The sequence below is a fragment of the Streptomyces sp. TRM68416 genome, from assembly GCF_014596915.1.
In the GTDB taxonomy this organism is placed as follows: Bacteria; Actinomycetota; Actinomycetes; order Streptomycetales; family Streptomycetaceae; genus Streptomyces.
This window is the reverse complement of record NZ_JACVWU010000008.1, coordinates 79,204-102,581: the sequence shown is the minus strand read 5'-3', so window position 1 is coordinate 102,581 and position 23,378 is coordinate 79,204. Positions and strand designations below refer to the sequence as shown.

Sequence of the window (23,378 nt, the reverse complement as noted above, 5' to 3'; positions counted from 1 at the left end):
ACGGCCGGCCCCGGTGTTCATAACGTTTCGGCAGAGGAATCGGGTGGTACCGCCACGCGTCGCGGTCATCCGGTCTCACTGTGCGCACGAAGGCCCCGCCTTTTGGCGGGGCTCGCTCTTTATGACCGTTTTATCTAGGGCTTACATCACATGGAATCCACGCTTTCCACTGTTTGGAAGTGCGCAGGTCCCCATGCTGGAATGCCTGAACTGCCCAATAGTCAATGACGTACTCAACAGTCGATGGCCTACTGGGCTCTGAGACACTGCGGCACAACGTAGGTGCCGACCGCCGGAAGGTTGTTGGTCGAGTGAGGCGAAGCAAGAACGGTCCCGAGCCGTCGGCCCGGGGCAACTTCACCCCGCCGCCGCGCGGAGCGGCGCCCGCCCCTGTGCCCGGTTCGGAGCCGACGGCCGCCCCCGCTCCGAGCGGCGGCCGTCTCTCCCCCCGTAACTGGCGGGTGCCGACCCGGCTGAACGCGATCCTGCTCATACCCGTGCTGGTCGGCCTCGTCATGGGCGGCTTCCAGGTGAAGAGCTCGATCGACACCTGGCAGGAGGCCGAGGACGCGGAGAACACCGCGCGTCTGGTCCGCGCCTCCCTCAACTACGCGGACGCGCTCTACAACGAGCGGGACATCACGGCGAAGCCGCTCCTGCTCAACACGGACAAGGACGTCGTCACCGAGGCGCGCAAGGCGACGGACGACGCCGCCGAGCTGTTCAACCAGGCGGCCCAGAGCATGCCGCAGAAGCCGGGCCTGGAGCGCCGCCTGGCCCTGTTCCGCGATGTCGAGCCCGACCTGGCGACGCTGCGCGAGGAGGCGTACACCTCCAAGCGTCCCGGCGTGCAGACCGAAGAGGGCTACGTCGAGGTCGCGCACCCGCTGACCGAGTTCGCCAACGAGCTCGGCCTCGGCACCGGAAACGTCACCTCCTACGGCCGTACCGTCTACGCCATGGAGCTGACCAAGGCGGCCCTGTCGCTGCAGCGCTCCATCGGTATGCACATGCTGGTCCAGCCCGGCCCCGGCACCGGCAGCTTCGCCAGCCAGAAGGTCGCCCTGTCCTCGTACGCCTACCTGGAGGGCATCGCCGTCCAGGAGTACATCGGCGGTGGCACCGAGGCCGACGCGCAGAAGCTCAAGGACGCCGAGGCCGAGGTGAAGGCCAAGGGCGCGGCGATGGCCAAGGCGGCCAAGGCCGAGGACCCGGACTACGTGGCGCCGCCCGAGGACCCCGTGCAGATGGTCCGGGCCGTCGCGGGCATGAAGACCACCGACCCCTCCGAGCGGCAGGGCCTCGCCACGCAGGGCGTCACCGCCAACAACTGGTGGGCGGTCACCACCCTCAAGTACGACGCCTACCGGCAGATCGAATCGGACCTGGCCGACACCGCGGTGAACGAGGCCGCGTCGATCGCCGACGAGGCCAAGCGGGACGCCTTCATCGTGGGTGCCGCCGTCGTGATCGCCCTGCTCGCCGCGTTCATCCTGGCCGGCATGGTGGCCCGCCAGATGAGCCGCTCGATGCGCCAGCTGCGCAACGCCGCCTTCGGCATCGCCGAGCAGCGGCTGCCGATGCTGGTCGACCAGCTCTCGCGCACCGACCCCGGCCGTGTCGACACCCGGGTGCAGCCCATCCCGATCAACACCCGCGACGAGATCGGCGAAGTCGCCCGCGCCTTCGACCAGGTCCACCGCGAGGCCGTCCGGCTCGCCGCCGAGCAGGCCCTGCTGCGGGGCAACATCAACGCGATCTTCACCAACCTGTCGCGCCGCAACCAGTCGCTGATCGAGGGCCAGCTGACCCTCATCACCGACCTGGAGAACAACGAGGCCGACCCGGACCAGCTGGAGAACCTCTTCCGCCTGGACCACCTCGCGACCCGTATGCGCCGCAACGGCGAGAACCTCCTGGTCCTCGCGGGCGAGGAGCCCGGCCGCCGCTGGGACCAGCCGGTCCCGCTGGTCGACGTGCTGCGCGCCGCCTCCTCCGAGGTGGAGCAGTACGAGCGCATCGAGCTGTCCGGCGTCCCCGAGGCCGAGATCCACGGCCGTGCGGTCACCGACCTCGTGCACCTGCTCGCGGAGCTGCTGGAGAACGCGACGACCTTCTCCTCGCCGCAGACCAAGGTCCGCGTCACCGCGACCCGGCTGCCCGACGGCCGTGTCATGGTCGAGATCCACGACAAGGGCATCGGCCTGACCGCCGAGGACTTCGCGGACATCAACCACAAGCTGGCCAACCCGCCGACCGTGGACGCCGCGATCTCGCAGCGCATGGGTCTGTTCGTGGTCGGCCGGCTGTCCGACCGGCACGGCATCCGCGTCCAGCTCCGCCCCTCGGGCGAGCAGGCCGGCACCACCTCGCTGGTCATGCTGCCCGACGCGATCACCCACGGCGGAGGCGGCGAGCAGCAGCTCGACCGCGACGAGTTCACGGTCTCCCAGATCATCCCGGAGCAGCAGTTCCAGGGCGAGAACTTCAACCACCAGCCGATGCGCACCGCGGCCGAACTCGGCTTCGACGACAGCCGCTACACCGAGGTCCCCGACGACATCCGCGAGCTGGACCCCGTGGGCCGCTCCCTGATGCGCGAGGAGCGCCGGGCGGCCCTGGAGGCCCAGTCGCACGGTCCGGAGGGTGTCCAGGACGGCTCCGAGGCCTCCGGCTACGACGAGTTCGCGGGCCAGGACCAGTTCACCGGCCAGCAGGGCTACGACCCGGGCACGGGCGGTCAGGGCGGCTACGCCGAGCAGCAGGCGGCGTACGACCCGCAGACGGCGTACGAGGAGCCGCAGCAGCCTGCGTACGAGGAGCAGTACTACGCGCCCAACGGCGGCCTGCCGCAGAACGGTGCCTACTCGTCCAACGGCGGCTACCCCGACCCGGCGTATGCGGAGCCGGTTCAGGAGACGCCCGCGACGGCCGGCTCCGCCCAACCGGAGTCCTTCCCGGCCTTCGAGGAGCGCCGCTATCAGGACGACTGGCCGCAGCAGGACGACTACCGGAACGGCCACTCCGACCAGTACTCTCCGGAACCGGAACCTGTGCAGGCCGCTGACGCAAGTGAGCGCGACCGCGTAGGCTTTGAGCGTCCGGGACCGGCCCCCTCCGCCGGCCACGAGCTGACCGACGCCGGGCTCCCCCGCCGCGGATCCACCGCGAACGGTACGAGCGGCGCGCGGCCCGTGGACCAGGAAGCGCCGGCCCCCGCGGAGTCCCCCGCCGACAACGGCTGGCGCTCGGCGAACGACGATCGCTGGCAGCAGGCGGCACAGCTCCGCAAGCCCAAGGCAGGCGGGGTCACCTCCTCCGGCCTGCCACGGCGGGTACCCAAGGCCAACCTGGTCGAGGGAGCCGCCGAAGCCACCCCCCAGGGCGGCCCACAGGTCTCCCGCGCTCCCGAGGACGTCCGGGGCAGGCTGAGCAACCTGCGCCGGGGTGTCCAGCGGGGTCGCAGTGCGGGAAGTGAAACGAACGGCCAGGGCTTCGGTCCTGACAGCACCTACAACCAGGAGCGTTAGTGTGAGCCCGATGAGCCAGGCGGCACAGAACCTGAACTGGTTGATCACCAACTTCGTGGACAACACCCCCGGGGTGTCCCACACGGTGGTGGTCTCCGCCGACGGACTCCTTCTGGCGATGTCCGAAGGGTTTCCGCGCGACCGCGCCGACCAGCTTGCGGCCGTCGCCTCCGGTCTGACCTCGCTGACGGCCGGCGCCTCGCGGATCTTCGAGGGCGGCAGTGTGAACCAGACGGTTGTGGAGATGGAACGGGGTTTCCTCTTCATCATGTCCATCTCCGACGGTTCCTCGCTCGCGGTTCTCGCCCACCCCGAGGCGGACATCGGCCTCATCGGGTACGAGATGGCCCTTCTGGTGGACCGCGCCGGCACGGTTCTGACACCGGATCTGCGTGCGGAGCTCCAAGGGAGCCTGCTCAACTAACAGACAGACGGTGCGTTTTGGCGTCCCGGGGCCGTAAGGTTTCGGGACGCGGCTCCACATGATGGGTGCCCGGCGCAGTCGGAGGAGGAGAGAAAGTGGCAACACCCCCAGACGGTTCGTCATCGGGCAACTGGTCGTACGGCCCTGCCCAGGGCCAGAACGACGGTTCCCAGAACCGGTACAACTTCCCCTCCACGCCCGGCCACCGGCACCAGCAGCCGTACGCACCCCAGGGCCCGCAGGGTCCCGGACCGTACGACCAGCCGCAGGCGCCGCGCATCCAGCCGGTGCAGCCGCAGCGACGCGCCCCCGAGCCGGCGCCCGCCGGGGCGGCGAACAATCCCCTGGTGCGCCCGTACGCCATGACGGGCGGCCGCACCAGGCCGCGGTACCAGCTCGCCATCGAGGCGCTGGTGCACACCACCGCGGCTCCGCACCAGATGCAGGGCCAACTGCCCGAGCATCAGCGGATCTGCAACCTCTGCCGGGAGATCAAGTCGGTGGCCGAGATCTCGGCCCTGCTCACGATCCCTCTCGGCGTGGCCAGGATCCTCGTCGCCGACTTGGCGGAGGCGGGCCTGGTCGCCATCCATCAGCCCGGCGGCGACGAGAACGCCGGCGGCCAGCCAGACGTGACACTGCTCGAAAGGGTGCTCAGTGGACTTCGCAAGCTCTAGCGGCGGTCCTTCCCGCTCCACCACCTCGGCGAAGATCGTGGTGGCGGGTGGCTTCGGCGTGGGCAAGACCACGTTCGTCGGGGCCGTTTCGGAGATCAACCCGCTGCGCACAGAGGCCGTCATGACGTCTGCTTCGGCGGGCATCGACGACCTCACCCACACCGGAGACAAGACGACCACGACGGTCGCCATGGACTTCGGGCGTATCACCCTTGACCAGGACCTGATCCTGTACCTCTTCGGTACGCCCGGCCAGGACCGCTTCTGGTTCATGTGGGACGACCTGGTGCGCGGTGCGATCGGTGCGGTGGTCCTGGTGGACACCAGGCGCCTTGCCGACTGTTTCCCGGCGGTGGACTACTTCGAGAACTCGGGGCTGCCGTTCGTGATCGCGCTGAACGGGTTCGACGGGAATCAGCCGTACAACCCGGACGAGGTGCGGGAGGCTCTGCAGATCGGGCCGGACACGCCGATCATCACGACGGATGCGCGGCATCGGGCGGATGCGAAGTCGACTCTTATTACGCTGGTCGAGCATGCGTTGATGGCTCGACTTCGGTAAGTGTTCTTTGCGGCCAACGGGCTGCCTCGGACGGTTGTTGGCCGTCTGCGGCAGCCCGTTGGCTTGTCGCGCCCACGCGGCGGAGCCGCATATCGATACAGCCCCGCGCCCCTAGGTACGTAAAAGGGCCCCTCTCTCGAGAGGGGCCCTTCTTTGTGTCTGTGGGCTCAGCGCCAGCTGTGCGGGGCTCGGAAGCCGGGCTCGCGTTCCAGGCGGCGCCAGCCTGCCCTGGCGCGGCCGTGGTGGGCCGGGGGCGTCGGCCGGGTGGCGGCGCGGGCGAGCAGGATGGCCGTGAGGGCGGCGACTTCCTCGGGCTCGGCGTGGCCCTTCTCGACGCGAATGTCAGGGAGGTTCATGGGTGTCAGTCTCCGTGAGAGAGGTTTCCGCAGCGGTACCGGTGGGTTACTGCGGGGGGTTGCCGTGCTTGCGGGACGGCAGGTCGGCGTGCTTGGACTGGAGCATCGCCAGGGAGCGGATCAGGACCTCGCGCGTCTCCGCCGGGTCGATCACGTCGTCCACCAGGCCGCGCTCTGCCGCGTAGTACGGGTGCATCAGCTCGGACTTGTACTCCTTGACCATGCGGGTGCGCATGGCCTCGGGGTCCTCGGCCTCCGCGATCTGGCGGCGGAAGATGACGTTGGCGGCACCTTCGGCGCCCATCACGGCGATCTCGTTCGTCGGCCACGCGTAGGTGAGGTCCGCACCGATGGACTGGCTGTCCATGACGATGTAGGCACCTCCGTAGGCCTTGCGCAGGATGAGGGAGATCCGCGGCACGGTCGCGTTGCAGTAGGCGTACAGCAGCTTGGCGCCGTGGCGGATGATCCCGCCGTGCTCCTGGTCGACGCCGGGAAGGAAGCCCGGGACATCGAGGAAGGTGACGATCGGGATGTTGAAAGCGTCACACATCTGGACGAAACGCGCAGCTTTTTCCGAGGCCTCGATGTCCAGGACGCCGGCCAGGGACTGCGGCTGGTTGGCCACGATGCCCACGACCTGGCCGTCCAGACGGGCGAGCGCGCAGATGATGTTCCGCGCCCAGCGCTCGTGGACCTCCAGGTACTCGCCGTCGTCGACGATCTCCTCGATGACCTTGGCCATGTCGTACGGGCGGTTGCCGTCGGCCGGGACCAGGTCGAGCAGGACGTCGCTGCGACGGGCCGCCTCGTCGGTGGACTCCACCCGCGGCGGGTTCTCGCGGTTGTTCTGCGGGAGCAGGGACAGGAGGTAGCGCACCTCGGCGATGCACGTCTCCTCGTCGTCGTAGGCGAAGTGGCAGACGCCGGAGGTCTCGGCGTGCACGTCCGCGCCGCCGAGGCCGTTCTGGGTGATCTCCTCGCCGGTGACGGCCTTCACGACGTCCGGGCCCGTGATGAACATCTGGGAGGTGTCGCGGACCATGAAGACGAAGTCCGTCAGGGCGGGCGAGTAGGCCGCGCCGCCGGCGCACGGGCCGAGCATCACCGAGATCTGCGGGATGACGCCGGAGGCCTTGGTGTTGCGCTGGAAGATGCCGCCGTAGCCGGCGAGCGCCGAGACGCCCTCCTGGATGCGGGCGCCCGCGCCGTCGTTGAGGGAGACCAGCGGGGCCCCGGCCGCGATGGCCATGTCCATGATCTTGTGGATCTTGGTGGCGTGGGCCTCGCCCAGCGCGCCGCCGAAGATGCGGAAGTCATGGGCGTAGACGAAGACCGTGCGGCCCTCCACCGCGCCCCAGCCGGTGATGACACCGTCGGTGTACGGCTTCTTGGCCTCCAGGCCGAAGCCCTGGGCCCGGTGCCGGCGCAGTTGCTCGACCTCCTGGAAGGTGCCCGGGTCGAGCAGCAGCTCGATGCGCTCCCGAGCAGTCAGCTTGCCCTTGGCGTGCTGCGCCTCGGTCGCCTTCTCGCTGGGACCGGCCAGGGCTCGCGCACGGATCTCGTGCAGCTCGGCGACCCGGCCGCGCGCGTCCGTCGGCTCACCCGTCGTCTCTTCCAAAACGGTCATGTAGCGACCTTACGAAGCCCGCCAAGGAAAGCGGGCCGTCGACTCCGTACAGTCTCCGACCCGTTTTCCTGGTACCCCTGAACAGAACCGTGCCGACGTGCAGCCGTTCCGACTGCTCAGAGGGCGTGGCGCTTGTAGGGGTCGCACAAAGCGGCGGGCTGAGAGCCGCCTCACATCCAGAGGGTAGCGGCACGGCCGTGACGACGAAGAGGTTGAAAGTTCAATGGAATAGGTCTACCGTCGTTCTCGTTCACCTCATTGAACATTCAACCACCATCTCAGGAGTACGCCATGGGCATCTTCAGCCGCAGGAACACCGCCGACACCGTCACCGAGGCCCCCTCCGCGGTGAACCCCGAGCTTGCCGCGCTGACCGGCGACTACACCATCGACCCGGCCCACTCCACGCTCGGCTTCGTGGCCCGGCACGCGATGGTCACCAACGTCAAGGGCAAGTTCCTCGACTTCAGCGGGGAGCTGCGGCTGGACGGCGCCGACCCGTCGAAGTCCACCGCCTCGATCGACGTGACGATGGACAGCATCGACACCGGCAGCGCGGACCGCGACGGTCACCTCAAGAGCGCGGACTTCTTCAGGACGGACGAGTTCCCGGCGATGACGTTCCGCTCCACCAAGGCCGAGGCGCTGGGCGGCGACGACTACCGCATCACCGGCGATCTGACGATCCTCGGCACCACCCGGCCGCTCACCATCGACCTGGAGTTCAACGGCGCCGCGAAGGACCCCTTCGGCAACGAGCGCGTCGGCTTCGAGGGCAAGGCGGAGATCCTGCGCTCGGAGTGGGGCCTGACCTGGAACGCGGCGCTGGAGACCGGCGGCGTCCTGGTCTCCGACAAGATCAAGCTGAACTTCGACATCTCGGCGATCAAGAACGCCTGAACCGTGCCGCCCTCGCGGCCACTTGGCCTAGTCCGGCAGCGCCCGCCCGCTCCCCGTGCCGTATCCCTGGAAAAGCCAGGAGACACGGGGAGGGAGCGCCGCCCGGGAGGCCGCCTTGGACTTGAAGAGACGCATAGGCGTCGGTCGCACCGCCGCCGTCCTGCTGACCACCGTCCTGCTGACCGCCGTCCTGCTGCCGCTCACCGCGGTCGGCGCCGGCATCGCGCGAGCCGCACCCGCCGCACCGGACTGCCAGGCCGGGACCGGCCCCTACCAGCGCGAGATGGAGCGGCATCTGCGCCTCCGCGTCGACGGGCGGCAGTCCCCCGCCGACTGCGAGGCCATCCGCGACTTCCAGAGCCGCAACCGCCTCACCCCCGCCGACGGGTACGCGAACCTCGCCACCTACCGCACGATGCTGGTCGTGGAGGCCCGGCCGGACCCCAACAAGGCCGGGAACTGCCCGGTCCGCTCGTACCGCACGGCCTGTGTGGACCTGACCCGGCAGCTGATGTGGGTGCAGGACGGCCGACGGGTGGTCTACGCCCCCGTGCCGATCCGCTCCGGGCGGGACGGCTACGAGACCCGGGCCGGATGGCACTCGGTGTACTGGCGCAACATCGACCACTACTCCACGCTCTACGACAACGCGCCGATGCCGTACTCCCAGTTCTTCAGTGACGGCCAGGCCTTTCACGGCGTGCACCACGACCTGTTCAGCGGCGGCTCGCACGGTTGCGTGAACCTGCGGCTCGACGACGCGAGACGACTGTGGAACACCCTTCGCCTCCACGACGCCGTGTACGTCTGGGGCACCAAGCCGGGCACCTGGCGCACCCCGCCCGTCACAGCACCAGAGTCCCCAGATCCCGCCCCGGCAGGACGTACGCCACCGCAGAACCACGATGCTCCGTGAAGGCGCTCAGCTCGTCCTGCGCCGCCATCCGCTGCTGGACGCGCACGAACAGCGCCGGATCCCGCATGAAGGCCAGGAAGAGCAGCCCCTGGTCGCCGCGCCCGTCGTCGTAGGAGTAGCCGCGGCGCAGCATCTGCGCCCCGCCGTCGAGTCGGGGGCTCGCGGCGCGGACGTGGGAGCGGGCCGGGATCACATAGCGGCCCTGCGGGGTCCTGGCGAAGATGTCCGGGTCGTCGTGCTCGCGCGTCGACCCGAGCGGCGCCCCGCTGGCCCGCCGCCTGCCGATGATCTCCTCCTGCCGGTCCGTGCGCAGGCGCGCGAACTCCGCGACCCGCAGATGGATGCGCCGCACGACGAGGAAGGTCGTGTCGTCCTCCCGCCACACCCAGCGCTCGCACTCCTCGGGCGTCGGTCCGGCCGTGCCGTCCTTGAAGCCGAGCAGGTTGCGGGGCGTCTGCCCGGGAGCGGTCGGCGGCAGGAAACCGGCCTGGCGCCAGCGCGGGCGCAGGGTGCCGTGCGCCGACCGGGCCAGTGCCGCGGCCGCGCGGGCGGTGGCGCGGGCGTCGTCGGCGCACAGTTGAAGGACGAGGTCGCCGCCGCAGCGGGCCGGATCGAGGCGGTCGCCGGGGAAGGGCGGCAGCTCCCGCAGCGCGTCGGGGGCGGTGCGGCCGAGGCGGGCGGGGAGGGCGGGGCCGATGCCGAGGGTCGCGGTGAAGCGGTCCTCCTTGTGCGCCGCTTCGTACGCCACTTCGTGCGCCTCTTCGTGCGCCTCTTGCAGCGTCCGCGCCCAGCGGGTGAGCACCCGGCGCAGGGCGCGGACGCCGTCGGGTCCGCGCAGGCCGGGTTCCAGGTCGTAGGCCAGGAGGAGTACGGCGTTCTGCTGCGGGGTGGTCACCCCGGCCTGGCGGGGCTTGCGGGGGCCCGCAAGGTCCGCGTCCGCGTGGGTGCCGCCGGGAGTGCGGGAGCAACCCGCGGCGGCGAGGGCGCCGAGGCCCGCGACCCGGGCCAGCATGCTGCGGCGGGTGGTGCTGGACGGCGTACCTGACTGGTTCACAGGCGTGTCATTCCCGGCATTCGTTGTCATCACGGCAAACGGGACGATACATCTGCTGGCGTGCTAACCAACCGCTTCCGCGCGTTCCGTTTCGTCCTCGGCGCCGTTCTGCTCGCCGCGACCGCCTCCTGCGCCTCCGGCGCCACGGGTTCCGGCGGCCCCGGCGGCGGGGCTGCCGTCGTACGGGTCCCGCAGCAGACGCCGTCCCTCCAGGAGGCCGTGGACCGGGTGCGCCCGGGCGGCCTGGTGCTGGTCTCTCCGGGCGTGTACCGGGAGAGCGTGCGGGTGACCACGCCGCGCGTCGTGCTGCGCGGCACGGACCGCTCCCGCGTGGTCGTCGACGGCGAGTTCCGCCGCGCCAACGGCATCACCGTCACCGGTCCGGGCTCGGCCGTGGAGAACCTGACCGTCCGCAACCACCTCGCCAACGGCCTGCTGTTCACCGGCGTCACCGACGAACGGCTCCAGGCGGGCGGCGCGGGCGGCTCGGCGTACGACCCTCTCGACACCGCCGAGTTCCCGCCCCTGAAGGGCTTCCGCGCCTCCTACATCACCGCCCACAACAACGCCCTGTACGGCATCTACGCCTTCGACGCCCGTTCCGGTGTCATCGAGCGCTCCTACGCCTCCGGGCACGCCGACTCCGGGATCTACGTCGGCCAGTGCCGGCCCTGCGACACGGTGGTCCGGCACAACACCGTGGAGCACAACGCGGTGGGCCTTGAGGTCACCAACGCCTCGGAGCGGCTGTACCTGCTGGGCAACCGGGCCGTGCGCAACCGCGTGGGCCTCGCCCTCAACTCCAACGACATGGAGGCGCTCGGCCCGCAGCACGACGCGGTCGTCGTGGGCAACGCGCTCGTCGACAACAACGACGACCGCAGCCCCGAGCAGGCCGACGGCGGCTTCGGCATCGGGATCGGAGCGGGCGGCGTCCGCGACAACCTCTTCGCGCGCAACCTCGTCACCGGCAACCGCGCCGCCGGGATCGTCCTGAGCGACGTCCAGGGCTACCCGTCCACGCGCAACACCGTCCGCGACAACCGCGTCACGGCCAACGGCACGGACCTGGTCCTGGCCACGGGCGCGGTGTCGGGCAACTGCTTCTCGGACAACGGCGATTCACGCACGAGCCCGGCGCGCCTGCCGGACGCCGCCCGCCAATGCGCTACGAGTTCGGAGGCGACGCCCACCAGCGAGGTACCGCCACCCCCACTGGGCGGGGTACGCCCGCTGCGCGTCCCCCCGGGCATCTCCTTCCAGGACGCCCCGCGCCCACCGGCCCAACCGTCGCTCCCGGCCCCCGCCTCGGCTCCCCACCGCCCGGCGGTGTCCCTGCCCGGCCGGGTGGACCCGGGGGACTACCCGCTGCCCGCCTCGGCGGACGCGGTGGGCCGGTGAGCCCACGGAGCGGTCGGCAGGGTGCCCCGTACGCGGGTCGCCGTGAAGTCGACGGTGGCTGTTCGGGTCGGGTCGATCCGGGCCGTCACCCGGCGCAGCCCCCCGTCGGTGTCGATCCAGTACGTCAGCGGGGAGCGGCCGGGGCGGTGGGACGGGCGCGGGCCTGCGAAGACGTCGTAGTCACGGCCGTCGATCGCATCGCCCCGCAGCCACAACGGACCTGCCTGGGCGAGGAGTTGGGCGTTGTCGGGGCGGTCGGCGGAGAGGGAGAGGGTGAGTCTGAGGGCGGTGTCCAGCGGGTCGGCGGTGTAGGCGCGGCGGGTCCAGGCAGCAGGCCCGGGTCGCCGCGCTTCCCGTAGGAGCTGCTCCGGTCCCGAGGGGCGGGCGGCGGAGCGGGCGACGGCGATTCCGGCGAGGTCCCAGGCCAGCAGGCCGCTCCCGGAGGCCCCGGAGGTCCCGGAGGCCCCGGAGGAGCCCACCGCGTACGTCCCGACCGCCCGGTGCCTGCGGTGGTCGACGACCGCGCGCACCTCCACCGCGCCGCCCGCCGTAGGCGCCCGTACCGTGACGGCCGACGGGCTGTCCTGGTACGTACGGAACCGGGCCAGCGCCAGTCGTTGCGCCTCCGCGCCGGACACGGGGCGGGGTCCGGCGGCGCCGTCGCCGTCCGGGAACGCGAGGACGCCCGCGGTGACCGCGCCCGCGATGCCGACGAGGGCCACGGTGACCCGCTTGGGTCGCTTCCACAAGGTGTGCATGGCATGTGGTTACAGGCGGGCGGGCCGCCCCCGGTCGTTACCGGTGGGCGGCCCGCCCGGTGTTCACCCTGCCGGGTGTGTACCCGTCGCTAGCACTTCTTGCCGCAGGGTTCGCCGCGCTCGTTCCTGAGAGTGACGACCTTGCCGTCGCCCTCCCCCGCGTTCCCGGCGGTGAGCTCGTACGGACCGGAGACCGGCTTCTTGGGCAGGACGTAGCCCTCCGGCACGGCCGTCTCGCGCAGGTAGTACGTGCCCGGCGGCAGCGAGCCGTAGTGGCACAGCCCCTTGCCGTCCGTGGCGCAGCCCGCGTCCTGGAGCGTGTCCTTCTTCGCGCCGGACGTCTGCAGGCCCGCCTTGCCGTTGCTCTCGCGCCACAGCTCGAAGACCGCGCCCGCGAGCGGCTTGCCGGTCTTGGCGTCCTTCTTCAGCAGGGTCAGCCGCAGGTCGGGCCGGTTGACCAGGTTCACCACCTTGCCGTCACCCTCGACGGCGTTGTCCGCGGTGAGCGCGTACGGCCCGAAGACCGGGTTGCGGGGCAGGACGTATCCGTCCGGCACCGCGGTTTCGCGCACGTAGTACGTGCCGAGGACCAGGTCGTCGAAGGCGCAGCGGCCGTTGGTCGCGGTGGTGCAGGACTCGCCGGTCCGGGTGTCGGGGTCGGTGCCGCCCGTCTGGAGACCGCTGGTGCCGTTGGTCTCCCGCCACAGCTCGAAGACCGCGCCCGCGAGCGGCTCGCCGCTCACCTTGTCCTTCTTGACGACCGTGAGCAGGGCCCGCGGCCGGGCGCTGAGGCCGGCGTCGATGGTGTGGTCGACGGAGCCGGGCGGGCCGACGGCGACGGTCGTCCTGCCGTCGGAGTCGGCGTTGGAGTCGATCGTCCGGTCGTCGCCCGCCCCCTTCAGGGTCCAGGCCAGTTCCTCCGGCGTGGGCGAGCCCGGCAGCTTGGAGGTGTCGACGCCGCTGTAGTCGAAGGTGACGTCGTACTCGGTGTCGGGCTTCAGGCCGTCGGCCGTACCGACGTAGTACTCGCCGTTCTCGTCCGTGTGGACGACGATCGGGTCCCCGCCGCCCTTCGGGGTCAGGGTGACCTTCACGCCCGGCAGCGGCGGCTCCGACGGGTCCTGGACGCCGTCGCGGTCGGTGTCGAACCAGACGTAGTTACCGACCTGGACCGGGGCCTGGTCGCAGAGCATCTCCAGGTCGGCGAGGCCGTTGCCCTTGCCGAACAGGACGTTGGTGGCGTCGGTCGGCTGGATGACGAGGCCGCCCGTCCGCTCCCCGGTCTCGGAGTTCCACTGCCGTACGCCCTGTTCGTAGGCGTTGTAGTCGAACGGGTCGTAGGACGTGGACCACAGCTTGTTCCGGTACGGCTGGAGGACCGTGCCGCCCTCGGTGACCTGGTCGTGGTTCGCGTCCCAGAGGACCGTGCGGTCGTCGTAGAACTCGCCGCCGCCCGGCCCCATCGCGTTGCCCGGCACGGCGCCGGTGAGGGTGCCGCAGGTGCCGTCCGACTCCAGGGTGTACGCCCCGGCGTCGTTGACGCAGGCGCGCAGCACATCACCGGCCGCGATGCCGTTGGCGATGGTCGAGGTGCCGAACAGCTCGGTGCCCTGGCCCTGCATGTCGGCGAAGCGGTCACGGAGGGCGAGGACCAGGTCGCCGTTGTCGGCGATCTCGATGTTGGACAGCATCGGCTGGGGCGCGCTGGTGAAGCCGTGGGACTCCATGCCCGGCACCCGCTGGTTCCAGGCCTCCCACCCGGCGCTCATGATCTCGCCGGTCTTGGTGTCGTCGTCGCAGCGGTACGCGGACTCCGGGGTGCCGAGGAAGCGGTACGCGCAGCCGCGGCCGTAGTCGAGCCCGGTGTCGAACAGCGGGGTGAAGCCGGACCCGGTGAACGTGTAGACGTGGGCCCGCAGTTGCGACGGGTCGCCGAACGGGGCTTCCTCGCTCACCGTGGACTCCGCGCCGCACACCCCGCCGACCAGGACCCGCGCCCCGCGCACGCCGATGCCGAACGGGTGCCAGTCACCGGTGCAGTTCGCGCCCGGCCTCGGGATGTCGTACGACGTCGGCGTCCCGGCGGTGACATCGTCGCCGGTGCCCTCGATCGGTACGACGTACAGCTTGGAGTCGTTGAGGTTCACCGCGTAGAGGGTCTTGCCGTCGCCGGAGACATCGACGTCGCCGAGGCCCTCGCGGCCGACGCGCTCGTAGATCGCGTCGTCGGAGATGTAGTACGGCACGGCGTCACCGGGCTCGTGGGCGGTGAGGGTGCCCGGGAGCGTGGTGAAGGTGGTGACCGCGTCGCTGGTGGTGTTGTACCGGTAGACGGCGTTCGTGGCGCCCGCCGGGCCGTACTCCATGTGGCGTTTGACGTAGGTGCCCATGAACACGTTGCCGGTGCGGTCGGTGCCGATGCCGAAGACCGCCTGCTGCTCCTCGTTGGTCGTCAGGTCGGTGACCGTGCCGCCCGGGTGTGTGGTGCCCAGGTCGGTGGCGAAGCGGACGAGGCCCTTCTTCCCGGTGACGCTGCCGCGCGACAGGGCGCAGGTGACGAGGTCGGGGTTCTCCTGGCAGTACAGGTCCGGCTCCCAGAAGCCGGTGGTGTACTCGGCCGCCGTACCGCCGCCGACGTCCACGAACCCGGTGTTGCTGCGCATGACGTCCGCGCCGGTGCCGTGGCCCGCGATGGCGGGGCTGAGGGTGCCGGGGTCGGGGTTGGTGACGTCGATGCGGTACTTGCCGCCGGTCAGCGACGAGGTCGCCGGGGTGAACTCCGCGAGGCCGTCGGCGCCCGTGGTGGCCGTGAGCTTGTTCCCGGCGTCGTCGGTCAGCGTGACCTCGACCCCGGCGAGACCAGGCTCCAGCACGCTGTCGTACGCGCCGTCGGCGTCGACCTCGCGGACGACCCGGACGGTGACCGTGCCGTCGCCGGGCTCCTTGGCGGCCGCCGGTACGCCCGTGACGCCCGCCAGGGGAACGGCGAGGGCCAGGGCGAGCGCCGGCATGCCCGCCCCGCCCCACCGCCGCCCGGCCGCCCCCGCCCCTCGCTCGCCTCTTCGCTCGCCTCTTCGCTCTCTGCTTCGCTCGCTTCTTCGCTCTTTTCTCCGCACCGCATGCCTCCAGGCTCGTCGGTCAGGGAAGATCGACTCCACTGGTCATGGATACGGAAAGCGACGCGCCGCTAATCCGCCCATATGACTTAAGTGAGCGCGCATGCGGAGGATTCTCCGGCGCGGTCAGCCCGTGGCGCGCTCCACGGGGATCCACAGTTCCGCCTCGGCGTGCGCCCCGTCCCCGGACAGCCGGGTCCGCAGGATCTCCGGGCCCGGACGGCTGCGGTACGGATTCGCCGGGAACCACTGGGTGAACACGTCCCGCCACAGGTACTGGAGCGCCCGCGGGAACTCCCCCGAGCTCTCGAAGACGGCCCACGTCCCGGCCGGGACGGCCAGCGCGTCCAGGTCCCCGGGCGCGGGGGCACCCGTCACCACACCGTGGTAGTAGTCCAGTTCGGTCCCCTCGGCACGGCTCTCGGCCAGGTCGGCGCTCACCCCGACGATGCCCTCCGGCTGCTGGTCGGAGAGGCCCTTGATCCGCTCCAGCGTCTCCTTGTCGATGCTCCGGATGAAATCGGCGATGGCGGGGTTCATCCCCTCGTGCACGAGGGGCACCCGCGCCTTCCTGCCGACCACCTGGAACCCGTCCTTCTCCACGACCCGGTATCGCATACTGCTGCTCCCTTCGACGACCAGACGGAAGGACATCCGCGGCTGGGCATGGAGAGGCGCACCGGTCCGTCTGGCCTCGCCGGGGCCGACGCCGTGCATCGCGCGGAACGCCCGCGCGAACGCCTCCCCCGAGGTGTAGCCGTACCGGACCGCGATCTCCAGCAGCGTCCGCTCACCGGCCAGCACCTCGGCCCCCGCGACCGTCAGCCGCCGACGCCGGACGTACTCCGACAGCGGCATCCCCGCGAGCGCGGAGAACAGCCGCCGGAAGTGGTACTCCGAGGTCGTCGCGATCCGCGCGAGGTCGGCCGCCTCGATCCGCCCGTCGAGGTTGCCCTCGATGTGCTCCATGGCCTGGTTGAGCCGCTCCAGCACTGCGGCCTCCTTCCCTTTCGATCACCACGCTAGGAAGGAACCACCCTGCCGGACCCGACATCCCGTGCCCGGTCCGGTCGGGTGCGGCGCGGTCACGGCGCCGCGAACTCGCACCACACGATCTTGCCGGGGTCCCGCCTGCCCACGCCCCACTTGTCCGCGAGCGCCGCGACCAGGAGGAGACCCCGGCCGTATTCGGCTTCTGGTGCCCCGTCCGTGGGCAGCGGGTCCCCTCCACCGCTGTCGTGCACCTCCACCCGTAAGGCACCGTCCGCCTCCAGCACCAGCCGGAGGCGGAAACCACGGCCCGGCGGGACGCCGTGCAGCAACGCGTTCGTCGCGAGTTCGCTCACGCAGAGCAGCACGGCGTCGCTGCGCTCGGCCAGGGCCCAGTCCGTCAGGGCGTCCCGGGTGAACTCCCGGGCCAGGCGTACTGATCTGCGGTCCCTGCGATAGAAGGCCTCGCGAGGGCTGGGGGGTTGGGGTTCGCGAATCATGAGGCCAGTGTCACTGTGCGTCACTACAGTGGGTCAGTGAGTGAAGTCGTAGTTCTGATTACTACGACTCCACTACGAGCGGTTCGGGCGCGCGCGGGGGAAAGGGACACGCATGCACGTGGCGAGGAAGCAGCCCAAGAAGGTCGGTTCGTGGTACGCGGTCGGGGCGCTGGTGGCGCACTACAGGAAGAAGTCCCGCCTCACACAGGAACAGTTCGCCGAACTGGCGAGCGTTCACGTGGACACGGTGGGGTCGATCGAGCAGGGGCGGCTGGCGCTTCAGCCTGATCGGGCCGAGCAGTTCGATGAACTGCTGGGGACGGGCGGGACGTTGGCGGTGCTGGTGGAGAAGATGCCGGTGCGGGAGCGGATCGTGCAGTTCGCGCAGGGGCTGGTGGACCATGAGCAGGAGGCCGTGAACATCCTGGCGTACGAGACTCAGATGGTCCCAGGACTGCTCCAGACCCGGGAGTACTGCCTAGCCGCTTTCGACTCCCGCTATCCGGCACTCGGCAGCGAGACTGCCGAGCAGTGGGTGAACGCCCGTATGGAACGGCAGTTGATCTGGCAGCGAGACCGGCCGCCTGTGGGCCACTTCGTCCTGGAGGAGAGCATCCTGCGACGGCAGGTGGGCGGACCGGACGTGATGCGGAACCAGATCCGCCAGATCCTGGAGTACACCGAGCCCATCCACATGAGCGTTCAGGTCATGCCCATGGAACGGATGCCGCACGCTGGACTCGCAGGTCCCATGACGCTACTCGAGACACCCCAACACGAGCGCCTGGTCTACCTGGAGGTGCAGCGCGCCAGCTTCCTCGTCGACGATCCCGACGAGGTCAGCGATTATTACCTCAAGTATGGAATGCTGCGGTCACAGGCCCTCTCCACCAGTGAGAGTGTCCGGCTCTTGGAAGGACTGCTAGGAGAGTCATGAGCACCGCAGCAACGCAGCAGAACGTGACCTGGTTCAAGTCCAGCTACAGCAGCAACGAGGGCGGCAACTGCGTCGAGGTCGCCACCCACCCCGTCGCCATCCACGTCCGCGACTCCAAGAACCCCACCGGCCCCGTCCTCACGGTCTCCCCCGCCACCTGGACCGCGTTCGTCGCGAGCCGTTAGTCTGCCTCCGTGTCCAGCCCCGAAGCGTCCAGACTCCGGCCACCGGCTCTCCGGTGGCTGCCCGTGATGCCAGGCTGATCTCAGAGGCCCCTTCACTCCGCTGCCGGACGGCCGTTCCGACGTGCCGTTTTCGTCTTCGACTTCGGGTTGCGGAGTTTCTTCATGCCGTTTGCTCTCCATCTCCTGGGCCTTGCTGTCTTCGCCCAGGGGACGTCCGAGTTCATGCTGTCCGGGCTGGTGCCGGACATCGCGCGGGACCTCGGGGTCTCCGTGCCGGCCGCCGGTGCGCTCACCTCGGCCTTCGCCGTGGGGATGGTCGTCGGGGCACCGCTCATGGCAGGGCTCGCCCGGCGGTGGTCGCGCCGGGGCGCGCTGCTCGGGTTTCTCGTCGTCTTCCTCGGCGTTCATGTCGTCGGCGCGCTGACCGGGAGTTTCGCCGTCCTGTTGGTCACGCGCGTCCTGGGGGCGCTCGCCAACGCCGGTTTCCTGGCGGTCGCCCTTGTCGCGGCCGTGGGCATGGTCGGGCCGGACGCCAAGGGGCGGGCCACGTCGACGTTGCTGGGCGGGGTCACGCTGGCCTGTGTGGTGGGGGTGCCCGCGGGGGCGGTGCTGGGCCAACTCTGGGGCTGGCGTGCCGCGTTCTGGGCGGTGGCGCTGCTGTCGGCGCCCGCGTTGGTCGCGGTGGCGGTGTCCGTGCCGCGCGGTGCCGCCGACTCCGCGCGCCCCTCGCTGCGGGGTGAGGTCCGTGCCCTGCGCACTACGCGTCTCCAAGTCACGCTCCTTCTCGGCGCCCTCGTGAACGGGGCCACCTTCTGCACGTTCACCTATCTCGCACCCCTGGTCACCCACGTGACCGGGCTGGCCGAGGTGTACGTGCCGGTCGTCCTCGCGCTGTTCGGTGCGGGGGCGTTCGTCGGGGTGAGCGTCGGGGGCCGGTTCGCCGACCGGCGGGCGGGGGTCGTGGTGGGCATGGGCGGGGCCGCGCTGTGCCTCGGGTGGGGCGTGCTCGCCCTCGGGGCCGGGCAGCCCGCTCTCACCCTCGGGCTCGTCCTGCTCCTCGGCGCCCTCTCCTTCGGTGTCGGTTCCACGCTCATCGCCCAGGCGCTGTACGCGGCTCCCGACGCCCCCACCCTGGGCGGCGGCTTCGCCACGGCCGCGTTCAACGTCGGTGCGGCGCTGGGCCCTTGGCTCGGCGGTACGGCGATCGGGGCGGGCCTCGGGTACCGGTCACCGGCGTGGGTCAGCGCGGGTCTGGTGGCGCTGACGCTCGTAGCGGTGGGCGTCGGGGTCGCACGCCGGAGCCGTACTCCTGTGTCCTCGTCCCGGTGAGCGGAGCCCGAAAACCGCTGGCCGGATTACACCCCTTGTGCGTGCGCTCACAGGGTTCTCATAATCCCAGCACACGTCTGGCATGTCCGCGACAACCGCCGCGTTCATCGGCAGCCGCGGATTGCGCATGCCTCCACCAACCCCCCACGGAAGGCATCCCGTTGAAGTCTCTCCTCAAGGCGCTCAAGAGATGCGCGGTCGCGGCCACCGCCGCCCTCGCCGTCGTCAGTCTTCAGCCCGTGTCCGCCGCGCAGGCGGCCCCCGCGCCCGTCGTCGGCGGAACCCGTGCCGCGCAGGGCGAGTTCCCGTTCATGGTCCGGCTGTCGATGGGCTGCGGCGGCGCGCTCTACACCCAGCAGATCGTGCTCACCGCCGCGCACTGCGTCGGCCGCACCGGCCCCAACACCGGCATCACCGCCACCGCCGGTGTCGTGGACCTCCAGTCCAGCAGCCGGATCCAGGTCCGCTCCACCTACGTCTACCGCGCGCCCGGCTACAACGGCGACGGCAAGGACTGGGCGCTCATCAAGCTCGCCCGGCCGATCAACCTGCCCACGCTGAAGATCGCCACGAACACGCAGTACAACAGCGGCACCTTCACCGTCGCCGGCTGGGGCGCGGCCACCCAGGGCGGCGCCCAGCAGCGCTACCTGCTCAAGGCGACCGTGCCGTTCGTCAGCGACGCGACCTGCCGCTCGTACAGCGGCTACGGCGGTCTCATCCCGAACGAGGAGATCTGCGCGGGCTACACCGCCGGTGGCGTCGACACCTGCCAGGGCGACTCCGGCGGCCCGATGTTCCGCCGGGACTCCGCGAACGAGTGGATCCAGGTCGGCATCGTGAGCTGGGGCATCGGCTGCGCCCGCCCCAACGCCCCCGGTGTCTACGCCGAGGTCTCCACCTTCGCCTCGGCCATCGCCTCGGCGGCGGCCTCGCTGTAGCTCGGTGTAAGGGCGGCCTCGCCGCAAAAGGACTCGGCGGGTCAGAAGCCCCCGCCGAAGTCCCCTCCACCGCCGAAGTCGCCGAACCCGCCGCCGAAGTCTCCGGAGTCGAAGTCGGCTCCGGAGACGTCGCCGCCCTCGTAGCCGCCGCCGGTGGCGCCGTAGCCGTATCCGGAACCGTACTCGGCGGCGTAGGCGGGGCTGGCCATCATGCTGCCGAGCATCGTGCCGATGAGCAGGCCGGGCAGGATGCCGCCGCCGAAGTAGCCGCCGGCCCAGGGGCCGTAGGCGGGGCCCGCTTCCCAGTACGGGCGGCGGGCGCCGGTGTCGGTGGTGACCTCGCGGATCATCGGGTCCTCGCCGTCGGCCAGGCGGGCCCGGTCGGCGGCGCAGACCGGGACCTCGCGGGTCGCGGCGCCCGGCGGCGTCCAGGCCACGTCGGCGACGGACGGGCCGTGCCGGGGATCGAAGAAGCAGGGCGGCCGTCGGTCGGGCAGCGGCCGTCCCTCGCGGCGGGCGGCGAGCCGGGCGAGCGAGAAGCGGCCGTCGTCCAGGGCCTGGGTGACGGCACGCACCTCCTCCGGTTTCGTCGCGGCCGCCATGAACGACTTGGCCTCGTCGTAGGAGTCCAGGGCGCGCTCGTAGTCGCCGCGCATGGCGTCGTCGGCGCCGGGCTCGCCCGGGTGGAAGTCCAGGCGGTCCAGTTCCTCGCCGAACGCGGTGATGTCCTCGTCGACCACCACCCGCAGCTTCTCCAGCGCCGCCCGCCGCTCCTCCTCGCGCTGCCGGTGCCGCCGCCGTACCAGCGCGTACGCGCCCGCACCGCCCGCGGCCAGCACCACGCCGGTGGTGACCAGACCGGCGACGGGCACCCCGTCGGACGTGCTGGAGCCCCAGGAGGCCGGGGCCGAGCCGCCGACGTCGCTGCGCAGGGCGCTGTCGACGAAGTCGTTGAGCTGCGCCTTGGTGTCGTCGGTGCCCCGCACGGCGGTGACCAGGTTGCCCACCGCCTGCTCGCTCAGCACGGCGGAGTCGGCCCGCGCCCCGAAGCGGTCGCCGCTGCGCACGGCGTACAGGCCGGTGACGCCGGTCTCCGTGCGGAGGTTCACGAACAGGTCCCGCTCGGGCTGGTCGGCGGGCAGGACGGCGACGAAGACGGGCTTGTCGGCGTCTCTGATCTTGTCGGCGAGCGCTTCGGCGTCCGCCGCGGACAGTTGGTCGGAGGCGGCGGGGTCCACGTAGACGGGGTTCTCGCGCAGCGCCGCGGCGACGGTGGAGAGATCCGTGGCCGCGTGCGCACCCGGCGCACCGGCCATGAGCACCGCCAGCAGGGCGGCGACCGGCACGAGGGCCCAGCGCACCAGACCCCGGAGCATCGGAGTCCTCATACTTCGACGCTACCCGACGAAACGGGCAAACGGGCGGGGTGCGATGGGCGGCAATCGGCAGATCTGGGCCACTCCGGGTCGCCGACACGCCGTGAAAGCGGCCTGTCGGTGGCCCAGATCTGCCAATGGGTGCAACGGGGGCGGGCTGTGGGCTACTCCGCCGGGGAGACTCCCGCGCGGAGCAGGCCGTACGTGTAGGCGTCCTCCAACGCCTGCCAGGATGCCGCGATGACGTTCTCCGCGACGCCCACCGTCGACCACTCGCCCGCCCCGTCGGAGGTGGAGATGAGCACGCGGGTGGTGGACTGGGTGCCGTGGACGCCCTCCAGGATGCGGACCTTGTAGTCGACGAGGTCGAGCTTGGCGAGCTGGGGGTAGATCTTTTCCAGGGCCACGCGCAGCGCGCGGTCGAGGGCGTTGACCGGGCCGTTGCCCTCCGCCGTGGCGACGATGCGCTCGCCCTTGGCCCACAGCTTGACGGTGGCCTCGTTGGCGTGGCTGCCGTCGGGGCGGTCCTCGACGATGGCCCGCCAGGACTCGACCTCGAAGTACCGCAGCGGCTTGCCCTGTACCTCGGTGCGGAGCAGCAGTTCGAAGCTGGCGTCGGCCGCCTCGTAGGTGTAGCCCGCCAGCTCGCGCTCCTTGACCCGCTCGACCACCCGGCCGACCAGTTCGCGGTCGTCGCCGAGGTCGACGCCGAGTTCCTTGCCCTTGAGCTCCACCGAGGCGCGGCCGGCCATGTCCGACACGAGCATCCGCATGGTGTTGCCGACCTGCTCGGGGTCGATGTGCTGGTACAGGTCCGGGTCGACCTTGATCGCGGAGGCGTGCAGGCCCGCCTTGTGGGCGAAGGCGGAGACGCCGACGTAGGGCTGGTGCGTGGAGGGGGTGAGGTTGACGACCTCGGCGATGGCGTGGCTGATGCGCGTCATCTCGCGCAGCCTGCCCTCCGGCAGCACCTTCTTGCCGTACTTCAGCTCCAGCGCCGCCACCACCGGGAACAGGTTGGCGTTGCCGACCCGTTCGCCGTAGCCGTTCGCCGTGCACTGCACGTGGGTCGCGCCCGCGTCCACCGCGGCCAGCGTGTTCGCCACCGCGCACCCGGTGTCGTCCTGGGCGTGGATGCCGAGCCGGGCGCCGGTGTCCGCCAGTACCGTCGCGACGACCGCCTGGACCTGCGCCGGGAGCATGCCGCCGTTGGTGTCGCAGAGGATGACGACGTCCGCGCCGGCCTCCGACGCCGTACGGACGACCGCCTTGGCGTACTCCGGGTTGGCGCGGTAGCCGTCGAAGAAGTGCTCGCAGTCGACGAAGACGCGGCGGCCCTGCTCCTTGAGGAAGGAGACCGTGTCGCGGACCATCTCCAGGTTCTCGTCGAGCGTGGTGCGCAGCGCCAGTTCCACATGGCGGTCGTGCGACTTCGCGACCAGGGTGATGACCGGGGCTCCGGAGTCCAGGAGGGCCTTGACCTGCGGGTCGTCCGCCGCCTTGGCGCCCGCTCGGCGGGTGGCGCCGAAGGCCACGAGCCGGGCGTGCTTGAAGTCGATCTCCTGCTGTGCGCGGGCGAAGAACTCGGTGTCCCGCGGGTTGGCGCCGGGCCAGCCGCCCTCGATGAAGCCCACGCCGAAGTCGTCCAGGTGCCGTGCGATGGCCAGCTTGTCCGCGACGGTGAGGTTGATGCCCTCACGCTGGGCGCCGTCGCGCAGGGTGGTGTCGAAGACGTGGAACGAGTCGTCGAGTTCGCTGGTTTCCGTCATGGTCTGAAGGCTCCTGATGTATGGATC

20 protein-coding genes are annotated in these 23,378 nt (G+C 70.8%); 11 read left to right on the top strand and 9 right to left on the bottom strand.

Features of this window, described 5'->3' with window-relative positions; translation table 11 throughout:
* The first annotated feature begins 311 nt into the window (after positions 1-311).
* The 4 genes from ICC28_RS15120 to ICC28_RS15105 all read left to right on the top strand — a co-directional run bounded on the left by ICC28_RS15120 (position 312) and on the right by ICC28_RS15105 (position 5,193).
* The gene (locus ICC28_RS15120; RefSeq protein ID WP_188289078.1) at positions 312-3,530 is read left to right on the top strand and encodes a nitrate- and nitrite sensing domain-containing protein; all 3,219 of its coding nucleotides are present in this window, start codon (positions 312-314) and stop codon (positions 3,528-3,530) included.
* Between the two features lie 10 nt (positions 3,531-3,540).
* A complete protein-coding gene (locus ICC28_RS15115; RefSeq protein ID WP_004983065.1) occupies positions 3,541-3,954 on the top strand; it encodes a roadblock/LC7 domain-containing protein in 414 nt (137 codons plus the stop codon).
* Positions 3,955-4,049: 95 nt separating this feature from the next.
* On the top strand, positions 4,050-4,631 hold the full coding sequence (locus tag ICC28_RS15110) for a DUF742 domain-containing protein (protein WP_188289077.1): 582 nt from the start codon (positions 4,050-4,052) through the stop codon (positions 4,629-4,631).
* On the top strand, positions 4,612-5,193 hold the full coding sequence (locus ICC28_RS15105; RefSeq protein ID WP_031224757.1) for a GTP-binding protein: 582 nt from the start codon (positions 4,612-4,614) through the stop codon (positions 5,191-5,193). The genes ICC28_RS15110 and ICC28_RS15105 overlap by 20 nt, the downstream gene beginning before the upstream one ends.
* 167 nt (positions 5,194-5,360) lie before the next feature.
* Here ICC28_RS15105 and ICC28_RS15100 read toward each other — a convergent pair whose 3' ends face one another.
* On the bottom strand, positions 5,361-5,549 hold the full coding sequence (locus ICC28_RS15100) for an acyl-CoA carboxylase subunit epsilon (RefSeq protein WP_188289076.1): 189 nt from the start codon (positions 5,547-5,549) through the stop codon (positions 5,361-5,363).
* A gap of 46 nt (positions 5,550-5,595) precedes the next feature.
* Positions 5,596-7,179, bottom strand: a complete 1,584-nt coding sequence (locus ICC28_RS15095) for an acyl-CoA carboxylase subunit beta (RefSeq protein ID WP_188289075.1) — start codon at positions 7,177-7,179, stop codon at positions 5,596-5,598.
* 291 nt (positions 7,180-7,470) lie between these two features.
* Here ICC28_RS15095 and ICC28_RS15090 point away from each other — a divergent pair, with 291 nt between their 5' ends.
* Together ICC28_RS15090 and ICC28_RS15085 are read left to right on the top strand one after the other, a co-directional pair.
* On the top strand, positions 7,471-8,079 hold the full coding sequence (locus ICC28_RS15090) for a YceI family protein (RefSeq protein ID WP_188289074.1): 609 nt from the start codon (positions 7,471-7,473) through the stop codon (positions 8,077-8,079).
* Positions 8,080-8,242: 163 nt separating this feature from the next.
* Positions 8,243-8,995, top strand: a complete 753-nt coding sequence (locus ICC28_RS15085; protein ID WP_411158596.1) for a L,D-transpeptidase family protein — start codon at positions 8,243-8,245, stop codon at positions 8,993-8,995.
* On the opposite strand, the gene ICC28_RS15080 is transcribed toward ICC28_RS15085, so the two are convergent.
* Positions 8,925-10,049: a Dyp-type peroxidase gene (locus ICC28_RS15080; RefSeq protein WP_317454021.1), complete on the bottom strand. Its 1,125-nt coding sequence runs from the start codon at positions 10,047-10,049 to the stop codon at positions 8,925-8,927. The two genes, ICC28_RS15085 and ICC28_RS15080, sit on opposite strands and share 71 nt — an antisense overlap.
* A gap of 60 nt (positions 10,050-10,109) precedes the next feature.
* Here ICC28_RS15080 and ICC28_RS15075 point away from each other — a divergent pair, with 60 nt between their 5' ends.
* On the top strand, positions 10,110-11,450 hold the full coding sequence (locus ICC28_RS15075) for a nitrous oxide reductase family maturation protein NosD (RefSeq protein WP_188289072.1): 1,341 nt from the start codon (positions 10,110-10,112) through the stop codon (positions 11,448-11,450).
* Here ICC28_RS15075 and ICC28_RS15070 read toward each other — a convergent pair.
* The 4 genes from ICC28_RS15070 to ICC28_RS15055 all read right to left on the bottom strand — a co-directional run bounded on the left by ICC28_RS15070 (position 11,411) and on the right by ICC28_RS15055 (position 16,814).
* The gene (locus ICC28_RS15070; RefSeq protein ID WP_188289071.1) at positions 11,411-12,208 is read right to left on the bottom strand and encodes a hypothetical protein; all 798 of its coding nucleotides are present in this window, start codon (positions 12,206-12,208) and stop codon (positions 11,411-11,413) included. The two genes, ICC28_RS15075 and ICC28_RS15070, sit on opposite strands and share 40 nt — an antisense overlap.
* Positions 12,209-12,297: 89 nt before the next feature.
* Positions 12,298-15,219 carry a SpaA isopeptide-forming pilin-related protein gene (locus ICC28_RS15065; protein ID WP_188289070.1) on the bottom strand — a complete coding sequence of 974 codons (2,922 nt, stop codon included), beginning with the start codon at positions 15,217-15,219 and terminating at the stop codon, positions 12,298-12,300.
* Between the two features lie 231 nt (positions 15,220-15,450).
* Positions 15,451-16,317, bottom strand: a complete 867-nt coding sequence (locus ICC28_RS15060; protein ID WP_188289069.1) for a GyrI-like domain-containing protein — start codon at positions 16,315-16,317, stop codon at positions 15,451-15,453.
* 92 nt (positions 16,318-16,409) lie between these two features.
* Positions 16,410-16,814: an ATP-binding protein gene (locus ICC28_RS15055; protein WP_188289068.1), complete on the bottom strand. Its 405-nt coding sequence runs from the start codon at positions 16,812-16,814 to the stop codon at positions 16,410-16,412.
* Positions 16,815-16,926: 112 nt separating this feature from the next.
* Between ICC28_RS15055 and ICC28_RS15050 the strand changes: the two genes are divergently transcribed.
* The 4 genes from ICC28_RS15050 (at position 16,927) to ICC28_RS15035 (ending at position 20,206) form a co-directional block, all read left to right on the top strand.
* Positions 16,927-17,751 carry a helix-turn-helix domain-containing protein gene (locus tag ICC28_RS15050; protein WP_188289067.1) on the top strand — a complete coding sequence of 275 codons (825 nt, stop codon included), beginning with the start codon at positions 16,927-16,929 and terminating at the stop codon, positions 17,749-17,751.
* Positions 17,748-17,936: a DUF397 domain-containing protein gene (locus ICC28_RS15045; protein WP_188289066.1), complete on the top strand. Its 189-nt coding sequence runs from the start codon at positions 17,748-17,750 to the stop codon at positions 17,934-17,936. Before ICC28_RS15050 ends, ICC28_RS15045 begins: the two co-directional genes overlap by 4 nt.
* 162 nt (positions 17,937-18,098) lie before the next feature.
* On the top strand, positions 18,099-19,265 hold the full coding sequence (locus ICC28_RS15040) for a Cmx/CmrA family chloramphenicol efflux MFS transporter (RefSeq protein ID WP_188289065.1): 1,167 nt from the start codon (positions 18,099-18,101) through the stop codon (positions 19,263-19,265).
* Positions 19,266-19,426: 161 nt separating this feature from the next.
* Positions 19,427-20,206, top strand: coding sequence for a S1 family peptidase (locus ICC28_RS15035; protein ID WP_188289064.1), 780 nt, complete (start codon positions 19,427-19,429; stop codon positions 20,204-20,206).
* 41 nt (positions 20,207-20,247) lie between these two features.
* On the opposite strand, the gene ICC28_RS15030 is transcribed toward ICC28_RS15035, so the two are convergent.
* Entirely contained in the window at positions 20,248-21,594 is a 1,347-nt protein-coding gene (locus tag ICC28_RS15030; RefSeq protein WP_188289063.1) for a hypothetical protein, read from the bottom strand.
* A 152-nt stretch (positions 21,595-21,746) separates the two neighbouring features.
* Complete coding sequence (gene cimA, locus ICC28_RS15025) at positions 21,747-23,351, bottom strand: citramalate synthase (RefSeq protein ID WP_188289062.1); 1,605 nt, start codon at positions 23,349-23,351, stop codon at positions 21,747-21,749.
* Between the last annotated feature and the right edge of the window lie 27 nt (positions 23,352-23,378).